This is a genomic window from Pseudomonas sp. PDM02 (genome assembly GCF_014852285.1).
Lineage (GTDB): Bacteria > Pseudomonadota > Gammaproteobacteria > Pseudomonadales > Pseudomonadaceae > Aquipseudomonas > Aquipseudomonas migulae.
In genome coordinates this window covers 12,625-31,793 of the sequence record NZ_JACVBL010000013.1, presented here as the reverse complement: position 1 = coordinate 31,793, position 19,169 = coordinate 12,625, and the positions used below count along the sequence as shown (strand labels likewise).

The window sequence follows — 19,169 nt, the reverse complement described above, 5'->3', positions numbered from 1 at the left end:
AGGAAAGGATTCCCCCGAGTGATGTTCAGGCCCAGTCCCTGACGCTTGGGCCCAATACGCGCTGAAAAAAGACGCGAGAACCCATCCGTGATGGTTTGACGACACGTTGTCGTCCAGCCAACCAGCCCAGGTACATGGCGCACAATGACTTCTAAAAACAATCCGGCCACTGCGATTTCCGATCTGACGCTGAGCCCCGCGGCGAACAGCCCCACGCCGTCGAAGCCATTGAGCCCCTCGCGCCCGTTGGCGACTCAGCAATACCTGTACTTCACCGAGACCAATACCGACCGCATCCTCGATAACCTCGACGGTCTGCGCGACATGGTGTTCCCGCGCCCGCCGCACCTGGAAGGCGATAACGAACAGCACAACGATCAGGAATTCCCGTCGGTGTGCCTGATCGGCCTCGGTCGCTGCGGCTCGAACATCGCGCTGGACGTCGCGGAGCTGGTGTACAACGCCCGCAAGTTCTACCTCAACGAATTCAACAACGAAGATCGCCTGTCGCCGGACAAGCGCTACGCGGAAAAGGGCTACAGCCCGGCCCAGTGGATCCGCAACAACCTGCGCCTGGGCCCGAACAAGGCCACCAAGCCGGTGTTCCTGGTCGAACCGCTGGTGATGCTCGGCGACCTGGACAAAGACATCGCCGGTCGCATCCGTTTCTCGCGCAAAGGCGAAAAAAGCGGCTTCCTGCGCGACTACAGCAAAATGAAAATCATGGACTTGTCGGAAGTCCACGCCGGTGGCGCCGGTAACGCGCCGATCCTCGGCCAGTACCTGGCCAAGATCATCCTGAACAAGGACACCCAGCGTTTCTCCAGCCCGGACTGGAAAATGATTCACTCGTACCTGATCGACAGCTGTGGCATCAAGGCCAACCAGTCGCGCCTGTACTTCTCGATCTTCAGTGCCGGCGGCGGTACCGGTTCGGGCATGGCATCGGAATTCGGCCTGGCCCAGCAGCACTCGTACATGAACAAGACGTTCGACACCAAGCCGATGGACGAGCACGACGGCAAAAGCGGTCATTCCTTCGTCTTCGAACCGATCTTCACCAGCGGCATCTGCGTGCTGCCGAACATTTCCGATCACCGCAGTGAAATGTCCGAGGCGCTGCACATCAACGCCGGTCGCCTGCTGTGCAAATACCTCTCGGAAGAATGGGACTTCTCCTACAACTTCGCCAACGAAGACAGCAGCGAAGCCAGCGTCATGGGCCGTATCCGCCCATGGAACGCGATGATGCTGATTTCCAACGACATCATGCGTTATGCCGAAGAAAGCGATGACGGCAACATCCAGAACATCGACGTCAACGCGATGGAAAAGCACGCCAACCAATACATTTCGCAGCAGATCTTCAACATTCTGACGGCGCAGGCGGTCACGACTGACTACGACCAGAACTATTTCCGTCGCGCCGGCATCGACATCGGCGAAACCATTCGCCTCGACGCCAACGACCTGTTCATGAGCCTGGCCGGCCCGGTGGCGATTGCCTACGCAGAATCCGTCGTGCCGGAAACCCCGCCGCCAAGCAGTGACAAGTTCAAGGTGTTCGAGAAAGAGCCTCAGCGCCTGAACATCGATGACCTGTTCTTCCGCTCCATCGACCTGCCGCACTTCAACAAAGTGACCCAGGCCATCGAAGGCATCAGCCTGCTGCCGATCGAGTCCAAGCGCTATCGCGCCTCGCTGGAGCAGTACAAGAATTCCGGTTACGACGCGGCCGCGTTGCACGACCTGCACTTCTTCAAGAACTGCTCGTCGGTGGTGTCGATTGTTTCGCTGCCGAAAGACTACAAGCTGTCGTACATGGACCTGAACCGGTTGAAGACTCACCTCAACAGCCTGTTCCCGAACACCACGCTCAAGCGTTATGCGCTGGTGATCGGCGCGTCGGCCAACTTGTCGCTGACCACCTTGATCGCCAAGAGCCCGTGCCTGTCGGACGATTTCCTGACGCTGATCGTGGCCTTCATCAAGCGCTGCTTCGCGAAGAACCCGTACCGCTTCGACGATACGCTGGACAACTCGATCCTCGACTTCATCATCAACGAAGACTTCAACGAAGAGCTGATCGACGACTTGCTGAACGAGTTCGAGAACCCGGCGAAGATCCTCGATACCAACTGGTATGCGATCAAACCGATGTACGAGAAGAAGTACCGCGAGCTGATCAACGACAAGGAAAAATTTGTCTCGATCAATGACATTCGCCTGTCGCGCGATTGCGTGAAAAAGGCGATCAAGTACCTGCGCGAGATCTACCGTCACCGGATTGGCAAGACCAAGGTTATTTCGCTTAATAACCACACGGGCAAGACGTTTACCGTCTGATCTGATGCCGCTCCTCAGGCTTTTAGATTCAAGCTTGGGGGGCATATCCGTTTTTTGGGGGATGGCGGATATTGGTTTCGCCCTTACGGCGAGTTACTTGGAAAAGCGCCAAGTAACCAAACGCTCTTGCCCCACCACTTGGCACCTCGCTCTGGCTCGGTGTGCCCTCACTCCGGCATTGCTCCGCGGGTCGCCGCGATGGGCCATCCCTGGCCCAGCGCGGCTAAACCGGCATCCTTGCCGGTTTCCCCGCTGCGCAATGCCTGCGTTCGGCCAGCGTGGTTAACGGGGCGCTTGCGATCAAAATCAAAAACGAGGCGGCCTTTGGGCCGACCGGGGCGTCAAGCGGGCGCGCTGCGCTTGTTTGACCGTGCTGACGCCGATCCCATGTAGGAGCGAGCCTGCTCGCGAAAAACGCCCAGCCACCGCGCACATTCAGGCAGCCCGCGTCATCGTCAACGTCCATCGCCAGCAAGCCGGCTCCTACAGGGGATTGGTGTACAAGTCCGGAATGAGTGTACGAAACAAAGAAGGACAACGCGGACCACCAAAGAGCCAGGTCGGCTATCAGGCCGCCTCGCGCGCTGTTGATCTGGCTTTTGATTTTGATCTGCTTGCCCCATGGGGAGGCCGAGTGGAGGTTTTGCGCAGTGGGCAACCCGGCATGGATGCCGGGTTAGCCGCCCCCGGCCATGGATGGCCGATGGCGGCGGGCCCACGGAGCAGGACCGGAGCGAGGGTATGCCGAGCCTGGGCGAGGCACCGGACGAAAGGGGCAAGAGCCCTTGGTTACTTGGGGCTTTTCCAAGTGACTCGCCGTAAGGGCGAAACCCATAGAGGCCGTTACCGCAGCAATGGATATGTACACAAAACCACAACTCCCAGCCTGAATAGCCCCCCAATTCCAACATCCAGAAACAATTAAGCAGCCCATCGGCTGCTCAATAAACTGTGCCCGTTACGTTTACGTCACCGTTATGCCAACTCCGCCTGTGGCCTTTCTCTACGGCAACATGCCATCACGCTACTCGGCTACACACTTTTCCCCGGCGAAGCGACGCACTCATTCGGTGCGCAACTTCACTTCGTCGCCCTTTCCTGGATCAGAATCCACGGCGAAACCACCACTGCCCACAACTCCGGATCACGTTCAAAAAGATCCAGCGCCCGCGTTTCAGACAGCTTGGCGACCGTGTCGGCGGCCAGCCAGGCAGCCACTTTCGTCCCTTCGTCCGTCGCCACAGCCTCGGCCACCGCGATCAAATCCAGACCGGGATCGACCCACAATAGGGCACCCTTGGCGAAGAAGGGCTCCAGCTCCTTCCAGGTAATAGATGCGGTTTCACCAAGCAGCTTGGCATAGAGGGTGCTAGGTTCTTGAGTCATGGGTCCTGTCCGGAAAAGAAATCGACGTGGATGATAACGTCGGTGGTCAGGCAGAAAAACCCGGATGCAATTGAGTTACCGATTGAAAACTGCAGGAAAGCCAAGGATTGCTGAGAATTCAGCTACAACCCCCGCCGCAATTCTGTCTTTTTCTTTCAAAAAAGCGACACCCTCAGGTTTTGCCCCCCGGCGCTGCCTTCCCAGGCTAACAATCGGCGCTCTACACTGTACCGGTACAGTTGCCGGGGGCATTTTCCGGAGGATATTCGAAGATATCTGACCCGGTTCTGCTGCTACGGCGCCAGGACTATAAAAACTACAACAGTAAGAGTGGAGCACTATGACTAAGGCTACTAAGCAGATTTCCAAACTGTTTGCCGCTATGGTTCTGGCCGGGGTTGCCAGCCATTCGTTCGCAGCTGACACCATCAAGATCGGCATCGCCGGCCCTAAAACCGGCCCTGTAGCCCAATACGGCGACATGCAGTTCAGTGGCGCCAAAATGGCCATCGAACAGATCAACGCCAAGGGCGGCGTAGACGGCAAGAAACTCGAAGCCGTTGAATACGATGACGCCTGTGATCCAAAACAAGCTGTGGCTGTCGCGAACAAGGTCGTCAACGACGGCGTCAAGTTCGTAGTCGGTCACCTGTGCTCCAGCTCCACTCAACCGGCTTCGGACATCTACGAAGACGAAGGCGTGATCATGATCACCCCGGCTGCCACCAGCCCGGACATCACCAATCGCGGTTACAAAATGATCTTCCGTACTATCGGTCTGGACAGCGCCCAGGGCCCTGCCGCCGGTAACTACATTGCCGACTTCGTAAAACCGAAGATCGTTGCTGTCCTGCACGACAAACAGCAATACGGTGAAGGCATCGCCAGTGCCGTGAAGAAAACCCTGGAAGGCAAAGGCGTCAAGGTTGCCGTGTTCGAAGGCATCAACGCCGGCGACAAAGACTTCTCTTCGATGGTCTCCAAGCTCAAGCAAGCCAACGTCGACTTCGTCTACTACGGCGGCTACCACCCGGAGCTGGGCCTGATCCTGCGTCAATCCCAGGAAAAAGGCCTGAAAGCCAAGTTCATGGGTCCGGAAGGCGTGGGTAACGACTCCATTTCGCAGATCGCCAAGGAAGCTTCCGAAGGCCTGCTGGTGACCCTGCCGAAATCCTTCGACCAGGATCCTGCCAACATCGCCCTGGCTGACGCGTTCAAAGCGAAGAAAGAAGACCCGAGCGGTCCGTTCGTGTTCCCGGCCTACTCGGCGGTGACTGTAATTGCCGATGGTATCAAGGCTGCCAAGTCCGAAGACTCCGCCAAAGTGGCTGAAGCCATCCACAAAGGCACCTTCAAGACCCCTACCGGCGACCTGAGCTTCGACGACAAGGGCGACCTGAAAGACTTCAAATTTGTGGTTTACGAGTGGCACTTCGGCAAACCAAAAACTGAAGCCAAGCCTCAGTAAGGCGTTGCCTGACTGACTGCCAATAAAGCCCACGGCGTGCCGTGGGCTTTGTTTTACGAACGTATTGGGCCGCGCTGGCGTGATCCGCCAGTCTCCCCACCTGAAAATCTCAAAACCGTCATCAGCGGTTCGCTGGCAAACCTCGCGTTCGAAGTGGATGCAGATCCACGGGGCTCGAGCGGGAAAATGACTCCACCAGTGAAATGCGTATCAGGTTTTTAGGAGCGCTGTAATGCCTGACATCTATCACTTCTTCCAACAGCTGGTTAATGGTCTGACCATTGGCAGCACGTATGCCCTGATCGCCATCGGCTATACGATGGTTTACGGCATCATTGGAATGATCAACTTCGCCCACGGCGAGGTGTACATGATCGGTTCCTACGTGGCGTTCATCGCCATTGCGGGCCTGTCCATGATGGGACTCGACAGTGTTCCGCTGTTGATGACCGCCGCTTTCCTCGCGACCATCGTCGTGACCAGTGCCTATGGTTACAGCATCGAACGGATCGCCTACCGCCCCTTGCGCGGCAGCAACCGTCTGATCCCGCTGATTTCCGCCATCGGCATGTCGATTTTCCTGCAGAACACGGTTCTGCTGGCGCAAGACTCCAAGGACAAATCCATCCCCAACCTGATCCCCGGCAACTTCGCCATCGGGCCAGGTGGCGCACATGAAGTGCTGATTTCCTACATGCAAATCGTGGTGTTCGTGGTGACCCTGATCGCCATGCTCGGCCTGACGCTGTTCATCTCCCGCTCTCGCCTGGGGCGCGCCTGCCGCGCCTGTGCCGAAGACATCAAGATGGCCAACCTGCTGGGTATCAACACCAACAACATCATCGCCCTGACCTTCGTCATCGGTGCCGCACTGGCGGCCATCGCGGCCGTGCTGCTGAGCATGCAATATGGCGTGATCAACCCGAACGCCGGTTTCCTGGTCGGCCTCAAGGCCTTCACCGCAGCGGTACTGGGCGGTATCGGCAGCATCCCCGGCGCCATGCTCGGCGGGATCGTGCTTGGGGTGGCGGAAGCCTTCGGTGCCGATATCTTCGGCGACCAGTACAAGGACGTCGTGGCGTTCGGCCTATTGGTTCTGGTGTTGTTGTTCCGGCCTACCGGCCTGTTGGGCCGTCCGGAGGTTGAAAAAGTATGACTAGGAATCTTAAACAGGCGTTGTTCAGCGCCTTGCTGGTGTGGGCCGTTGCCTACCCGGTACTCGGTCTGAAGCTGACCATTGTCGGCATCAACCTCGAAGTCCATGGCACCAGCACTGCAACACTGATCACCATCGCCGTGTGCTCGGTACTGATGTTCCTGCGGGTGCTGTTCGACCAGCAGATCAGCTCGGCCTGGAAATCCTCGCCGAACCTGCCGGTGATGCCGGCCAAGGCCAGTAATTTCCTGACCCTGCCGACCACCCAACGCTGGATCATCATCGCGCTGATCGTCGGCGCTCTGGTCTGGCCGTTCTTCGGTTCTCGCGGTGCGGTGGATATCGCCACGCTGGTGCTGATCTACGTGATGCTCGGCCTGGGCCTGAACATCGTGGTCGGTCTGGCCGGCCTGCTCGACCTCGGTTACGTCGGTTTCTATGCCGTCGGCGCCTACAGCTACGCGCTGCTGTCGCACTACTACGGCTTGAGCTTCTGGATCTGCCTGCCAATCGCCGGCCTGATGGCGGCCACTTTCGGCTTCCTGCTCGGTTTCCCGGTCCTGCGTCTGCGCGGTGACTACCTGGCGATCGTGACCCTGGGCTTCGGCGAAATCATCCGTCTGTTCCTGCGTAACCTGACCGACATCACCGGTGGTCCGAACGGCATCAGCAACATCGAGAAACCGACGTTCTTCGGCCTGACTTTCGAACGTAAGGCGGCTGAAGGCCTGCAGACGTTCCACGAGTACTTCGGCCTGGAATACAACTCGATCAACAAGGTGATCTTTCTTTACCTGGTCGCGCTGTTCCTCGCGCTGTTTGCGCTGTTCGTCATCAACCGCTTGCTGCGCATGCCCCTGGGCCGTGCCTGGGAAGCGTTGCGTGAAGACGAAATCGCCTGCCGTGCTCTGGGTCTGAACCCGACGATCATCAAGCTCTCGGCTTTCACCCTCGGCGCGTGCTTCGCCGGTTTCGCGGGCAGCTTCTTCGCCGCGCGTCAGGGCCTGGTCACACCGGAGTCCTTCACCTTCATCGAGTCGGCGACCATCCTCGCCATCGTGGTGCTGGGTGGCATGGGCTCGCAGCTGGGCGTCGTACTCGCCGCCACGGTGATGATCCTGTTGCCGGAAATGATGCGTGAGTTCAGTGAATACCGCATGTTGATGTTCGGCGCCTTGATGGTGCTGATGATGATCTGGCGTCCTCAAGGTCTGCTGCCCATGCAACGTCCTCACATGGAGCTGCGCAAATGAGCCGCGAGATCCTTAAAGTCGAAAACCTGAGCATGCGCTTCGGCGGCTTGCTGGCCGTCAATGGCGTAGCCCTGAGCGTGAAAGAGAAACAGGTCGTGGCACTGATCGGCCCCAACGGCGCCGGCAAGACCACCGTGTTCAACTGCCTGACCGGTTTCTACAAGCCGAGCGGCGGCAGCATCATGCTGGACGGCGAGCCGATCGAAGGCCTGCCCGGCCACAAGATCGCCCTCAAAGGCGTGGTGCGCACCTTCCAGAACGTGCGGCTGTTCAAGGACATGACAGCGGTCGAGAACCTCTTGATCGCCCAGCACCGTCACCTGAACACCAACTTCCTGGCGGGCCTGTTCAAGACCCCGGGCTTCCGCAAAAGCGAACGCGAAGCCATGGAGTTCGCCGAGTACTGGCTGGACAAGGTCAACCTCAAGGCGTTTGCCAACCGTCCGGCCGGAACCCTGGCCTACGGTCAGCAACGTCGCCTGGAAATCGCTCGTTGCATGATGACCCGCCCGCGGATCCTCATGCTCGACGAACCGGCTGCCGGCCTGAACCCGAAGGAAACCGAGGATCTCAAGGCGCTGATCAGCATGCTGCGTGAAGAGCACAACGTTACCGTGCTGCTGATCGAACACGACATGAAACTGGTCATGAGCATTTCCGACCACATCGTCGTGATCAACCAGGGCACGCCTCTGGCCGACGGTACGCCGGAACAGATCCGCGACAATCCTGAAGTGATCAAAGCCTACCTGGGGGAAGCGTAAATGCTGCAATTCGAAAACGTTTCCACCTTCTACGGCAAGATCCAGGCGCTGCACAGCGTCAACGTCGAAGTCCGTCAGGGCGAGATCGTGACCCTGATCGGTGCCAACGGTGCCGGCAAATCGACCCTGCTGATGACCCTCTGCGGTTCGCCGCAAGCCCACAGCGGCAGCATCCGCTACATGGGCGAAGAGCTCGTCGGCCAGAGTTCGTCGCAGATCATGCGCAAGAGCATCGCCGTCGTGCCGGAAGGTCGTCGGGTGTTTGCTCGCCTGACCGTAGAAGAAAACCTCTCCATGGGTGGCTTCTTCACTGAAAAGGGCGATTACCAGGAACAGATGGACAAGGTCCTCGGACTTTTCCCACGCCTGAAAGAGCGTTTCAATCAGCGCGGCGGCACCATGTCCGGCGGCGAACAGCAAATGCTCGCCATCGGCCGTGCGCTGATGAGCAAGCCCAAGCTGCTGCTGCTCGACGAGCCTTCGCTGGGTCTGGCGCCGATCATCATCCAGCAGATCTTCGACATCATCGAACAGCTGCGCAAGGATGGCGTGACGGTGTTCCTGGTCGAGCAGAACGCCAACCAGGCGCTGAAAATCGCTGACCGCGCGTACGTTCTGGAGAACGGCCGCGTGGTGATGCAAGGCACCGGTGAAGCACTGCTGACCGACCCGAAAGTGCGCGAAGCGTACCTCGGTGGTTAAGCGTTTGCGGTAAACAAAAAAACGGCCTTCGGGCCGTTTTTTTGTGTCTGGCACAACCCCGAGAACAATGAATAACCCTTGTAGGAGCCGGCTTGCTGGCGATAGCGGTATTACATTCAACAAAGATGCTGACTGATACACCGCTATCGCCAGCAAGCCGGCTCCTACAGGGTTTTGTGTGATCAGTCAGAGGCGATCCAACGCCTCCCCACTGCGCTTGAACCAGCCAATCAAGTAATCCGCCAGCACCTGCGTGCGCTTGGGCAACCCGCCCTGATACGGATGCACCAAATACATCGGCATGCGACGCGTCTGATAATCGCGCAGGAGCCAGCGCAAACGGCCGTCGGCCAATTCCGCCTGCAACAGGTAGGACGGCAGACGCGCAATGCCGGCGCCCGCCAGCGCGGCTTTTTTGAGCAGGCTGTAATGATTGCTGGCAAACGGTCCCGACACACGCACCCGCAATAATTCGTGCTGCTGGTGATACAGCCATTCTTCGCGGCCGCTGTAGTGGCTGTTGAGCAAACACTGGTGCTCAGCCAGGGACTGCGGGGTCAGCGGTTCGCCGTGTCGCTCAAGGTAAGCCGGGCTGGCGCAGGTCAGTTCGTGCCAGGCCAACAGCGGTCGCGCCACCAGACGCTCGTCATTGCCGACGTCGGAGCGAACCGCCAGATCAAAACCGTCGCGGGACAAGTCACGGTAATTGTTGCTGAGGTCGAGCTCGATCTGCACCTGCGGGTACTTGTGGGAAAACTCCAGCAGCAAGCCATCGAAGAAGGTTTCTCCCAACGATACCGGAACCGTCATACGCACCGGCCCTGCCATATCGTCCTTCAACCGCGCCAATGCCTGACGCGCCCGTTCCACTTGCACCACCAGCGCCTGGGCTTGCGGCAACAGCGCCGCCCCCGCCGCCGTCAGGCTCAAGCGGCGGGTGGTGCGTTGCAGCAGCACTACGGAAAACCTCGTCTCCAACAGGCTGATGCGCTTGGACAACTGGCCCTTGCTGCAACCCAGTTGTTGCGCCGCCAAGGTGAAACTGCCCGCTTCAATCAGCACTGCAAACGCCGCCAGATCATCCATCTCGCTCATGGATTGTTTCCATTAGAAAACCAAAGGTTGCCTATTAGCGCGCTTATCCACAGAAAAAACCACTCTAGACTGAAGCCACTTTCAACACACATGAGGATAAACAACATGAAAATTCTTTTGATTGGCGCAGGCGGCACGATTGGTTCGGCGATCGACAAGGAATTGTCCGAGCGTCACGAGGTCATCCGCATCGGTCGCAACAGCGGCGACTTCCAAGTGGATATCAGCGACAGCGCCTCGATTCGCAAACTGTTCGAACAGACCGGCAAGTTCGACGCACTGGTTTGCGCGGCGGGCAACGTGACCTTCGCGCCGCTGAACGAAATGACCGCCGACAGTTTCACCCTCGGCCTGAACGACAAGCTGATGGGCCAGGTCAACCTGCTGCTGATCGGTCGCGAATTCGCCAATGACGGCGCATCGTTCACCTTCACAACCGGCGTGCTCAGCCACGACCCGATCCGCAGCGGTGCTTCGGCCGCACTGGTCAACGGTGCCATCGACAGCTTCGTGCGTGCCGCGGCGATCGAACTGCCGCGCGGCCTGCGGGTGAACTCGGTGAGCCCGAATGTCCTGGTTGAAGCGATGGGCAAATACGCGCCGTATTTCCGCGGCTTCAAACCGGTTCCGGCAGTCGATGTGGCACTGGCCTACGCCAAAAGCGTAGAAGGCCTGCAAACCGGTCAGACCTTTCACGTCGGTTAAACAACACAATCCGTAGGAGCACGGCTTGCCGGCGAAGGCGTCCGTAAGATCGCCTTCGCCAGCAAGCTGTGCTCCTACAGGTGGACCAACACACCTCGGCGGGGTTGTGATGAACGGTCAGGCTGCGTAACGTGGCGGCTCTTGTCTGGAGAGCCAAAGATGCGTGTTGCCCGTTCCTTAGTCCTTGTTGCCGTGCTTCCCCTGTTCGCGGCCTGTCAGTTGTTCGATGGCCCGCGTGAAAGTGCCTCCCACGTGGGCCAGACCCGAATGCAGGGTCAGTTGACGGCGGCCGACGGCAAGCTGTTGTTCCAGCCGTGCAATGAGCAGCGCAGTTTCGTGGTCAACGACACCGGCGGCACCAGCGTCCTGCAAGAGGCCGCAAGCCTCGCCAATGCCCAGGGCAAGCTGTTCGCCGACGTTCGCGGGCGGATCGTCGACAGCCGCCTCGATCTGGAGCAGTTGTACCGCGTCGAGCGCTCGGGCACCGCCTGCGGCGATCCGAATTTCAAACCGTTGATCCTGCGCGCCGCCGGCCACGGGCCCGAGTGGAACGTCAAGGTCAGCGGCAAAGGCATGGTCGTCGACCGTGCGGGCCAACCGCCCCTGGCCGTACCTTATGTTGAAGAGCAACTGGGCGATGGCCGCTTCAACCTCAGCACCGAAGCCAATAACCAGCACATCGAACTGTGGGTCGCGCCGCAACGTTGCGTCGACAGCAGCACCGGCAGTGTTCAACACATGAGCGCCGAACTGCGTATTGATGGTCAGGTTCAGCGTGGTTGCGGGTATTTCGGCGGATCGCGCGACGACTGATCGTTTAAGCCTCACGGGACTCGGCTTTTGGGGCTTATAATCGCCGCCTTCAAACGCCTTGGCGCAGTTGTGCGCCCCGCGAACCGGATCCCGTCATGTTACGAATCACTGAACTCAAGCTGCCGATCGACCATCCCGAAGAAGACCTGCGCCCTGCCATCGTGCAGCGCCTGGGCATCGCCAGTGATGACCTGCTCGATTTCACCTTGTTCAAGCGCAGCTACGATGCGCGCAAAAAATCCTCCGAACTGTGCTTCATCTACACCATCGACCTCACCGCGAAGGATGAGGCGGCGTTGCTGCACAAGTTCGCCGATGACCGCAACGTCAACGTGGCGCCGGATGTCAGCTACAAAGTGGTCGGCCAGGCGCCGGCCGATCTGCAGCAACGCCCGGTTGTCGTAGGTTTCGGGCCGTGCGGGATTTTCGCCGGGCTGCTGCTCGCGCAAATGGGCTTCAAGCCGATCATCCTCGAGCGCGGCACCGAAGTGCGCCAGCGCACCAAGGACACCTGGGGCCTGTGGCGTAAAAGCGTGCTCAACCCCGAGTCCAACGTTCAATTTGGTGAAGGCGGCGCGGGGACGTTCTCCGACGGCAAGCTCTACAGCCAGATCAAGGACCCGAAGTTCATCGGGCGCAAAGTCCTGCATGAGTTCGTCAAAGCCGGTGCGCCGGAAGAAATCCTCTACGTCAGCAAACCGCACATCGGTACGTTCCGTCTGACGGGCGTTGTGGAAAACATGCGTGAGCAGATTCGTGCACTGGGCGGCGAAGTACGCTTCCAGCAGCGCGTCACCGACGTGTTGATCGAGGACGGTCAATTGGTTGGCGTCGAGCTCAACGGCGGCGAACAGATCCATTCGAAGCACGTGATTCTGGCCCTCGGCCACAGTGCCCGCGACACCTTCCGCATGCTCCACGGTCGTGGCGTGTTCATGGAAGCCAAGCCGTTTTCGGTGGGTTTCCGTATCGAACACCCGCAGTCGCTGATCGACCGCGCGCGCCTGGGCAAGTACGCCGGCCACCCGAAACTGGGTGCCGCCGATTACAAACTGGTGCACCACGCCAAGAACGGTCGCTCGGTCTACAGCTTCTGCATGTGCCCGGGCGGCACGGTGGTCGCGGCGACCTCCGAGCCGAATCGCGTCGTGACCAACGGCATGAGCCAGTACTCGCGAAACGAGCGAAACGCCAACTCCGGGATCGTCGTCGGGATCACCCCGGAAGTCGATTATCCGGGCGGCCCGCTGGCCGGTATCGAGTTGCAGGAACGCCTGGAGTCCCACGCCTTTGTGCTGGGTGGCAGCAACTACGAAGCGCCGGCACAGCTGGTGGGCGATTTCATCGCGGGCAAACCGTCCACCGAGCTGGGCAGCGTTGAACCGTCCTACAAGCCCGGTGTTGCGCTGGGTGATTTGGCGCTGGCCTTGCCGGCATTCGCCATCGAAGCCATTCGCGAAGCCTTGCCGGCGTTCGAGAAGCAGATTCGCGGCTACTCGCTGCATGACGCGGTGTTGACCGGGATCGAGACGCGCACGTCGTCACCGTTGCGGATCACCCGTAACGAGTCGATGCAGAGCCTGAACGTCAAGGGCTTGTTCCCGGCGGGTGAAGGCGCGGGTTATGCGGGCGGGATTCTGTCGGCGGGTGTCGATGGCATTCGCATCGCTGAAGCCGTGGCCCGCGATATCCTCGGCCTCGAGGCCTGATTAGGAACGTTGGGAACGACGAATAACTTGTAGGAGCGAGGCTTGCCCGCGAAGAACGATAACGCGGTCTGTCTGAATATCCGCGTTATCGTTCTTCGCGGGCAAGTCGGATCGCCGCACCGCACGCTCCTACAAGGTCCGTGTTGGGGGTTAGATGTTGGCGCGCAGCACGGTCGCTGGAAGCGGCTCGCCGCGCTCGACACTCGCTGCCACCGCCGCCATCAACCCGCTCAACTCATACCCCTGCGCCTTGAGCCAGGCCTGATCGTAATAACTGGTCTCATAGCGCTCGCCGCCATCGCACAGAATCGCCACGATCGACCCCGTTTCCCCCGCCGCCACCATCTGTTGCGCCGCCATCAACGCACCAATCAGATTGGTCCCGCTCGACCCGCCCACCCGACGTCCCAAACGCTGCGCCAGGTAATGCATGGCCGCCAGTGACAGATCGTCAGGCACCTTGACCATCGCATCGATCACCTTTGGCAGAAACGACGCCTCGACCCGTGGCCGACCAATGCCTTCGATCCGCGAACCGTGATCCAGTCGAAGACTGGCATCGCCAGTCAGGTAGTAATCAAAAAACACCGAGCGCTCGGCATCGGCGCACAGCACGCGAGTGCAATGCTGGCGATAACGCACGTATCGCCCGAGGGTCGCCGTAGTGCCGCCAGTGCCTGGGCTGGAAATCAGCCAGCTCGGCTCCGGGTGCTGTTCAAAACGCATCTGATGGAAGATCGATTCGGCGATGTTGTTGTTCGCCCGCCAGTCGGTGGCGCGTTCGGCGTAGGTGAACTGATCGATAAAGTGCCCGTCGTGCTCGCGCGCCAGGCGCTCGGATTCGGCATAGATCTGCGTCGGGTCGTCCACCAGATGGCTCTTGCCACCGTAGAACTCGATCTGCGCGATCTTCTCTTTGGAGGTGGTGGCCGGCATCACTGCAATAAACGGCAGGCCGAGCAAACGGGCGAAGTACGCCTCGGAAATCGCCGTCGAACCGCTGGACGCTTCGATCACTGGCGCGCCGGGTTTAAGCCAGCCGTTACACAGCGCGTAGAGGAACAAAGAACGCGCCAGGCGATGTTTCAGGCTGCCGGTGGGATGGCTCGACTCATCCTTGAAATACAACTCGATGCCCGGCAACCCAGGCAGCGGCAAGGGGATCAGGTGGGTGTCGGCGCTGCGCTGGAAGTCCGCTTCGATGATCCGGATCGCTTCCCGGGCCCACTGTCGGTTGTCGCTCATGATGGTTTTCTCGTTGAGTCGGCCTTGGCACAAGGCTCAGCCCACAAGCTTAGGAAAAATCCGACATCGCGCACAGATACAGCTGAGGTTCAATACGTCCGGCAACTGCTAGGCTCAGGTCCGTGTCGCCTTTCGCGCTGTAACGGCATATAACAAAAAAGAATATAACTTTTGTTTTAACAACTAACGGTACGGGTTAGGGTGTGCCACCTTTTTGATTATTCGATGGAGAGCGACCTTGCCTCTGCGTAGCACTTTCACGCGTTTCTTTCAGTTGGAAGCTGCCAGCGGTCTGTTGTTGATCGCCGCAGCAGCCCTGGCTTTGATCATCAACAACTCCCCGTTGTCGTGGCTCTACAGCAGCTTTCTGGACACCCCGGTGGTGGCTCAGGTCGGCGCGTTGCAAATCGCCAAACCGGCACTGCTGTGGATCAACGACGGCCTGATGGCCCTGTTCTTCCTGCTGATCGGCCTGGAAGTAAAGCGCGAAGTCCTCGACGGTCAGCTGTCGAAGCCTTCACAGGTGGTCCTGCCCGGCGCCGCGGCGATTGGCGGCATGGTCGTGCCGGCGTTGGTCTACTGGTTCTTCAACCGTGACAATCCCGCTGCGCTCGGTGGCTGGGCCATTCCGATGGCGACTGACATCGCCTTCGCCCTCGGCGTCCTCGCCCTGCTGGGCAAGCGCGTGCCGGTGTCGCTGAAACTGTTCCTGATGACCCTGGCGATCATCGACGACCTCGGTGCGATCATCGTCATTGCGATTTTCTATTCCGGCGCGCTGTCGACCTTGTCCCTGGCGTTGGCCGCGGCCTGCATCGTCGCGCTGATCGCGATGAACCGGCTCGGCGTGGTCAAGCTCGGGCCGTACATGATCATCGGTTTGATCCTGTGGGTGTGCGTACTCAAAAGCGGTGTCCACGCCACGCTGGCCGGCGTAACCCTGGCCTTCTGCATCCCGTTGCGCACCAAAAACGCCGAGCCGTCGCCGCTGCTGACGCTGGAACACGCCCTGCACCCGTGGGTGGCCTACGGCATCCTGCCGCTGTTCGCCTTCGCCAACGCCGGCCTGTCCCTGAGCGGCGTGACCGTCGAAAGCTTCACCCATCACGTGCCGATGGGCATCGCAATCGGCCTGCTGCTGGGCAAGACGCTTGGCGTATTCGGCCTGACCTGGCTCGCGGTAAAAACCGGCATCGCCGCCCTGCCCCAAGGCGCCAATTGGGGCCAGGTGCTGGGGGTTGCGATCCTCTGCGGGATTGGTTTCACCATGAGCTTGTTTGTCGGTTCCCTGGCGTTTGAACCGGGCGTCAGTGAGTACGCCGGGATGGACCGGATGGGGATTTTGACTGGCTCGATATTGGCAGCGTTGATTGGTTATGCGGTGACGGCGGCGGCGAGTCGCAAGCAAGGCGAGCGCTAATCCTGAATGGTTGTGGTGGCATCGCTCGCACATTAACCCTGTAGGAGCCGGCTTGCTGGCGGTGGCGGTGGGTCAATCAACCTGTTTATTGACTGGACGGACGCCATCGCCGGCAAGCCGGCTCCTACAGGAAATCGCCGTACGCTTTTGATTTTCACCACTCATCAGGTCGAGCGTTAGCTCGCCTTCCGCTTTTGATCTGAGCGCCCCCTCGAGAGGCCGAGTGGAGGTTCTGCGCAGTGGGCAACCCGGCAAGGATGCCGGGTTAGCCGCCCCCGGCCATGGATGGCCGATGGCGGCGGGCCCACGGAGCAGGACCGGAGCGAGGGCATGGTGAGCATTAGCGAGCCACCGAACGAAAGGGGCAAAAGCGCTTGGTTACTTGGCGCTTCTCCAAGTGACTCGCCGTAAGGGCGAAACCAATGGAAGCCGTTACCGCAGAAACGGATATCCCCCCAATCCAAAACCCCGCCTCAAAAAAAAAACCCCAACCAGCTCACGCTGATCGGGGTTTTCTTTTACCCGCGTTCCCGCTTAGTGCGTAACGCGGCTCGTACCATCTACAGTAGCAATCCGCACCCGCTCACCCACACGGAACACTTCGTTTTCCTGAACCTGCTGCACATAGGCACGCATGCTGCCGTCGTCTTCACGAACAGTGATTTCCACACCTTGGGTGCGGGTCAGGCCTTCCTCAGTGGCCGAGCCGATCAGCCCGCCAGCCACGGCGCCGATAACTGCAGCAACGATGCTGCCTTTACCACCGCCGATGCTGCTGCCGCCAACACCACCGACCGCCGCGCCGGCGAGGCCGCCGATCGGGGTCTTGGTGCCTTCGATTTTCACCGGACGCAGGGATTCGATGGTGCCCATGCGAACGGTCTGCACACGACGCGCTTCGTCACGGGAGTAGGAGTCACCGGTCAGGCTCGATTGGCAGCCAGTGAGCAACATCGCCATCGTGGAAAAGGAAGCAACAAGCAGAACAGACTTACGCATGGCATCACCTCCAAAGGACATGTAACCATTAAACTCCGCAGCTTGACGCGTGTCACGACGTCGCCCCGATAACATTGGTTTGATTCAGGCCCGGTACAGGGACCTCCACGAACTCATCAAACATTAGCGGCAAATGACGAGATCTGCGCCGCTGCCCCAAGGATTTTCATGGATTACTTCATCATTGTCGTCACCACTGTCGCCGGCCTGTACTTCCATGGGTGGTTGTACGTACGGATCAAACGCTGGATGGACCGCGATATGGCGCTAGCCCTGGCGGGGAGCGATGAGCAGAAAAGAGCCTACATGCTCCAGCAACTGGCGAACGCTCAAGCGCAGAAGATCAAGCGTCGGGACCTGCCTCAGTGGCTGGAGGCCGCTGCGGCAGGTTATCCCGGTCGGTAGACTGCTCAGGGCGCCAGACGTTCAAGAATCCAGTCGGCGCCTTGTAAACGATAGTTGAGGCGATCGTGCAGGCGGCTCGAACGGCCCTGCCAGAATTCGATGCGCTCAGGCAGCAGACGATAACCGCCCCAGTGCTCAGGGCAATGAGGCTGCGTATCGCTGAAACGTTGCTCGGTGTTCTTGAGCAACGCTTCCAGTTCGGCACGATCGGCGATCACGCGACTTTGCGGTGAAGCCCAGGCGCCAAGGCGACTGCCCAGCGGCCGGACCTGGAAGTAAGCATCGGACTCCTCAGGCGTGACCTTCACCACCCGACCTTCTACACGGACCTGACGCTCGAGGGCCGGCCAGAAAAACGTCATGGCCGCGAACGGGTTCGCGGCCAGATGCTGGCCCTTGGCGCTGTCGTAGTTGGTGAAGAAGGTGAAGCCCTGCGCATCCAGGCCCTTGAGCAGCAAAATGCGGCAATGCGGCCGACCGTCCTGATCGACGGTGGCCAGGGTCATGGCGTTGGCTTCCACCGGCGGCTGCTCGGTTTTCACCGCGTCGGCAAACCACTGATGGAACAGCGCGAACGGCTCGGCCGGGGCTTGTGCCTCGGTCAGGCCGTCTCGGGTGTAGTCGCGACGCATATCAGCCAGGCCCTGGGTCATGGCGCATTCCTTTTGGTTAACGAATCACTTTTTCACAGGATCGGCGACAACGACTTTTTTGTCAGCTGCCGTGGCTTTGGCCGGCGTGGTCTTTTTGGCCGGCGTCGCGGTTTTAGCCGGAGTCTTCTTGGCGGCGGCTTTCTTGGCCGGCGCTTTTTTCGTGGCAGGTACAGCGGCTTTCTTCGCGGCCGGTGCCGGGGTGACCGGCTTGGCCACTGGCTTGACGTCCTGGGCAGCGACCAGTTTCACCGGTGCAGGGGCTGGCATGTTGTACTTGCTCAACAGCGCAACCATAGTGTTTTGCGGAGTCACCAGCAGTTCGACGCGACGGTTCAAGGCACGGCCTTCAACGCTGTCGTTGGCCGCACGCGGGGCTTCGCCGCCCATGCCGCGCAGCATCAGGCGATCACGCTGCAGACCGCTGAGGCGGAAAATCGCCGCCACGGCTTGTGCGCGTTCCTGGCTCAGTTTCACGTTGGCCGGTGCGGCGCCCGAGGTGTCGCTGTGACCCAATACCAGCACGGCGGTCTTGGGATCGACTTCAAGGATTTTCGCCACGCGAGTGAACGGGCCGAGAGTCACCGGCAGCAACATGGCCGGACGGTCCGGGTTGAACGAACCTTCTACTGGCGCAGTGACCACCAGCACGTTTTCACGGCGCTCGAGTTGCAGGTTGCTGTCCTTGATCGCGGTGCGCAGGCGCGGTTCGTAATCGTCGAGCCAGGCCTGAGTGACTTTAGGGTCAGGCATCGGCACGACTTTGGCCGTGCTCTGCTCTTTGCCGCCGAACGGCCACCACCATTTGCCACCGGCGTCGGCTTCAACCTTGGCAACCGGGGCCACCTCGGCAGGCTTCACAGGTGCCGGCGCGGGAGCCGGCTCTTTCGCCGCGACTTTGTCGGAGGAACCGAACGGCCACCAGCTGCTGCCATCCGAATCATTTTTTGGTGTCTGCGCACAACCGGTAACAGCGACACACAGGGCCAAAGCGAGGGTGGTTTTATTGAGTGACATTGGAAATCCACAAAAAAGAAGTCATAAAAATTCAGG

17 protein-coding genes are annotated in these 19,169 nt (G+C 59.7%); 11 read left to right on the top strand and 6 right to left on the bottom strand.

Going from position 1 to position 19,169, the window contains the following annotated elements; translation table 11 throughout:
- Window positions 1-144: 144 nt before the first annotated feature.
- Window positions 145-2,346: a hypothetical protein gene (locus IB245_RS21960; protein WP_008034213.1), complete on the top strand. Its 2,202-nt coding sequence runs from the start codon at window positions 145-147 to the stop codon at window positions 2,344-2,346.
- Window positions 2,347-3,426: 1,080 nt separating this feature from the next.
- Here IB245_RS21960 and IB245_RS21955 read toward each other — a convergent pair.
- Window positions 3,427-3,732, bottom strand: a complete 306-nt coding sequence (locus tag IB245_RS21955; RefSeq protein ID WP_008043547.1) for a DUF2288 domain-containing protein — start codon at window positions 3,730-3,732, stop codon at window positions 3,427-3,429.
- A 340-nt stretch (window positions 3,733-4,072) separates the two neighbouring features.
- Between IB245_RS21955 and IB245_RS21950 the strand changes: the two genes are divergently transcribed.
- The 5 genes from IB245_RS21950 (at window position 4,073) to IB245_RS21930 (ending at window position 9,075) form a co-directional block, all read left to right on the top strand.
- Window positions 4,073-5,200, top strand: coding sequence for a branched-chain amino acid ABC transporter substrate-binding protein (locus tag IB245_RS21950; RefSeq protein ID WP_192228640.1), 1,128 nt, complete (start codon window positions 4,073-4,075; stop codon window positions 5,198-5,200).
- 232 nt (window positions 5,201-5,432) lie between these two features.
- Entirely contained in the window at window positions 5,433-6,356 is a 924-nt protein-coding gene (gene livH, locus IB245_RS21945; RefSeq protein ID WP_008034378.1) for a high-affinity branched-chain amino acid ABC transporter permease LivH, read from the top strand.
- Window positions 6,353-7,609, top strand: coding sequence for a high-affinity branched-chain amino acid ABC transporter permease LivM (locus IB245_RS21940; RefSeq protein WP_008034379.1), 1,257 nt, complete (start codon window positions 6,353-6,355; stop codon window positions 7,607-7,609). The genes livH and IB245_RS21940 overlap by 4 nt, the downstream gene beginning before the upstream one ends.
- Window positions 7,606-8,373, top strand: a complete 768-nt coding sequence (gene livG / locus IB245_RS21935; protein ID WP_008034380.1) for a high-affinity branched-chain amino acid ABC transporter ATP-binding protein LivG — start codon at window positions 7,606-7,608, stop codon at window positions 8,371-8,373. The genes IB245_RS21940 and livG overlap by 4 nt, the downstream gene beginning before the upstream one ends.
- Window positions 8,374-9,075: an ABC transporter ATP-binding protein gene (locus IB245_RS21930; RefSeq protein ID WP_008034381.1), complete on the top strand. Its 702-nt coding sequence runs from the start codon at window positions 8,374-8,376 to the stop codon at window positions 9,073-9,075. It abuts the gene before it with no gap.
- A gap of 186 nt (window positions 9,076-9,261) precedes the next feature.
- On the opposite strand, the gene IB245_RS21925 is transcribed toward IB245_RS21930, so the two are convergent.
- Entirely contained in the window at window positions 9,262-10,170 is a 909-nt protein-coding gene (locus IB245_RS21925) for a LysR family transcriptional regulator (RefSeq protein ID WP_192228639.1), read from the bottom strand.
- A gap of 105 nt (window positions 10,171-10,275) precedes the next feature.
- On the opposite strand from IB245_RS21925, the gene IB245_RS21920 reads away from it, so the two are divergent.
- From IB245_RS21920 to IB245_RS21910, 3 genes are all read left to right on the top strand, one after another.
- Entirely contained in the window at window positions 10,276-10,875 is a 600-nt protein-coding gene (locus IB245_RS21920; RefSeq protein ID WP_008034386.1) for a short chain dehydrogenase, read from the top strand.
- A 159-nt stretch (window positions 10,876-11,034) separates the two neighbouring features.
- Window positions 11,035-11,688 (top strand): COG3650 family protein, encoded by a 654-nt coding sequence (locus tag IB245_RS21915; RefSeq protein ID WP_192228638.1) that lies wholly within the window; start codon window positions 11,035-11,037, stop codon window positions 11,686-11,688.
- Between the two features lie 95 nt (window positions 11,689-11,783).
- Window positions 11,784-13,397, top strand: coding sequence for an NAD(P)/FAD-dependent oxidoreductase (locus tag IB245_RS21910; protein ID WP_192228637.1), 1,614 nt, complete (start codon window positions 11,784-11,786; stop codon window positions 13,395-13,397).
- Window positions 13,398-13,547: 150 nt separating this feature from the next.
- On the opposite strand, the gene IB245_RS21905 is transcribed toward IB245_RS21910, so the two are convergent.
- Window positions 13,548-14,645 (bottom strand): PLP-dependent cysteine synthase family protein, encoded by a 1,098-nt coding sequence (locus IB245_RS21905; RefSeq protein ID WP_177318900.1) that lies wholly within the window; start codon window positions 14,643-14,645, stop codon window positions 13,548-13,550.
- A 235-nt stretch (window positions 14,646-14,880) separates the two neighbouring features.
- Here IB245_RS21905 and nhaA point away from each other — a divergent pair, with 235 nt between their 5' ends.
- Window positions 14,881-16,062 (top strand): Na+/H+ antiporter NhaA, encoded by a 1,182-nt coding sequence (gene nhaA, locus IB245_RS21900; RefSeq protein ID WP_008034612.1) that lies wholly within the window; start codon window positions 14,881-14,883, stop codon window positions 16,060-16,062.
- Between the two features lie 534 nt (window positions 16,063-16,596).
- Here nhaA and IB245_RS21895 read toward each other — a convergent pair.
- A complete protein-coding gene (locus IB245_RS21895; RefSeq protein ID WP_008040841.1) occupies window positions 16,597-17,061 on the bottom strand; it encodes a glycine zipper 2TM domain-containing protein in 465 nt (154 codons plus the stop codon).
- Between the two features lie 168 nt (window positions 17,062-17,229).
- Here IB245_RS21895 and IB245_RS21890 point away from each other — a divergent pair, with 168 nt between their 5' ends.
- On the top strand, window positions 17,230-17,466 hold the full coding sequence (locus IB245_RS21890) for a hypothetical protein (protein ID WP_008040840.1): 237 nt from the start codon (window positions 17,230-17,232) through the stop codon (window positions 17,464-17,466).
- A gap of 5 nt (window positions 17,467-17,471) precedes the next feature.
- Here the strand turns inward: IB245_RS21890 and pdxH are convergent, their stop codons facing one another.
- Both pdxH and IB245_RS21880 read right to left on the bottom strand, forming a co-directional pair.
- On the bottom strand, window positions 17,472-18,119 hold the full coding sequence (gene pdxH, locus IB245_RS21885; protein WP_192228636.1) for a pyridoxamine 5'-phosphate oxidase: 648 nt from the start codon (window positions 18,117-18,119) through the stop codon (window positions 17,472-17,474).
- 24 nt (window positions 18,120-18,143) lie between these two features.
- Window positions 18,144-19,133, bottom strand: a complete 990-nt coding sequence (locus IB245_RS21880; protein ID WP_192228635.1) for an OmpA family protein — start codon at window positions 19,131-19,133, stop codon at window positions 18,144-18,146.
- Between the last annotated feature and the right edge of the window lie 36 nt (window positions 19,134-19,169).

Bases quoted from the DNA above. Each gene is read 5' to 3' on its own strand.
- IB245_RS21960 (WP_008034213.1), top strand. From the start codon at position 145: ATGACTTCTAAAAACAATCCGGCCACTGCGATTTCCGATCTGACGCTG.
- IB245_RS21955 (WP_008043547.1), bottom strand. From the start codon at position 3,732: ATGACTCAAGAACCTAGCACCCTCTATGCCAAGCTGCTTGGTGAAACC.
- IB245_RS21950 (WP_192228640.1), top strand. From the start codon at position 4,073: ATGACTAAGGCTACTAAGCAGATTTCCAAACTGTTTGCCGCTATGGTT.
- livH (WP_008034378.1), top strand. From the start codon at position 5,433: ATGCCTGACATCTATCACTTCTTCCAACAGCTGGTTAATGGTCTGACC.
- IB245_RS21940 (WP_008034379.1), top strand. From the start codon at position 6,353: ATGACTAGGAATCTTAAACAGGCGTTGTTCAGCGCCTTGCTGGTGTGG.
- livG (WP_008034380.1), top strand. From the start codon at position 7,606: ATGAGCCGCGAGATCCTTAAAGTCGAAAACCTGAGCATGCGCTTCGGC.
- IB245_RS21930 (WP_008034381.1), top strand. From the start codon at position 8,374: ATGCTGCAATTCGAAAACGTTTCCACCTTCTACGGCAAGATCCAGGCG.
- IB245_RS21925 (WP_192228639.1), bottom strand. From the start codon at position 10,170: ATGAGCGAGATGGATGATCTGGCGGCGTTTGCAGTGCTGATTGAAGCG.
- IB245_RS21920 (WP_008034386.1), top strand. From the start codon at position 10,276: ATGAAAATTCTTTTGATTGGCGCAGGCGGCACGATTGGTTCGGCGATC.
- IB245_RS21915 (WP_192228638.1), top strand. From the start codon at position 11,035: ATGCGTGTTGCCCGTTCCTTAGTCCTTGTTGCCGTGCTTCCCCTGTTC.
- IB245_RS21910 (WP_192228637.1), top strand. From the start codon at position 11,784: ATGTTACGAATCACTGAACTCAAGCTGCCGATCGACCATCCCGAAGAA.
- IB245_RS21895 (WP_008040841.1), bottom strand. From the start codon at position 17,061: ATGCGTAAGTCTGTTCTGCTTGTTGCTTCCTTTTCCACGATGGCGATG.
- IB245_RS21890 (WP_008040840.1), top strand. From the start codon at position 17,230: ATGGATTACTTCATCATTGTCGTCACCACTGTCGCCGGCCTGTACTTC.
- pdxH (WP_192228636.1), bottom strand. From the start codon at position 18,119: ATGACCCAGGGCCTGGCTGATATGCGTCGCGACTACACCCGAGACGGC.
- IB245_RS21880 (WP_192228635.1), bottom strand. From the start codon at position 19,133: ATGTCACTCAATAAAACCACCCTCGCTTTGGCCCTGTGTGTCGCTGTT.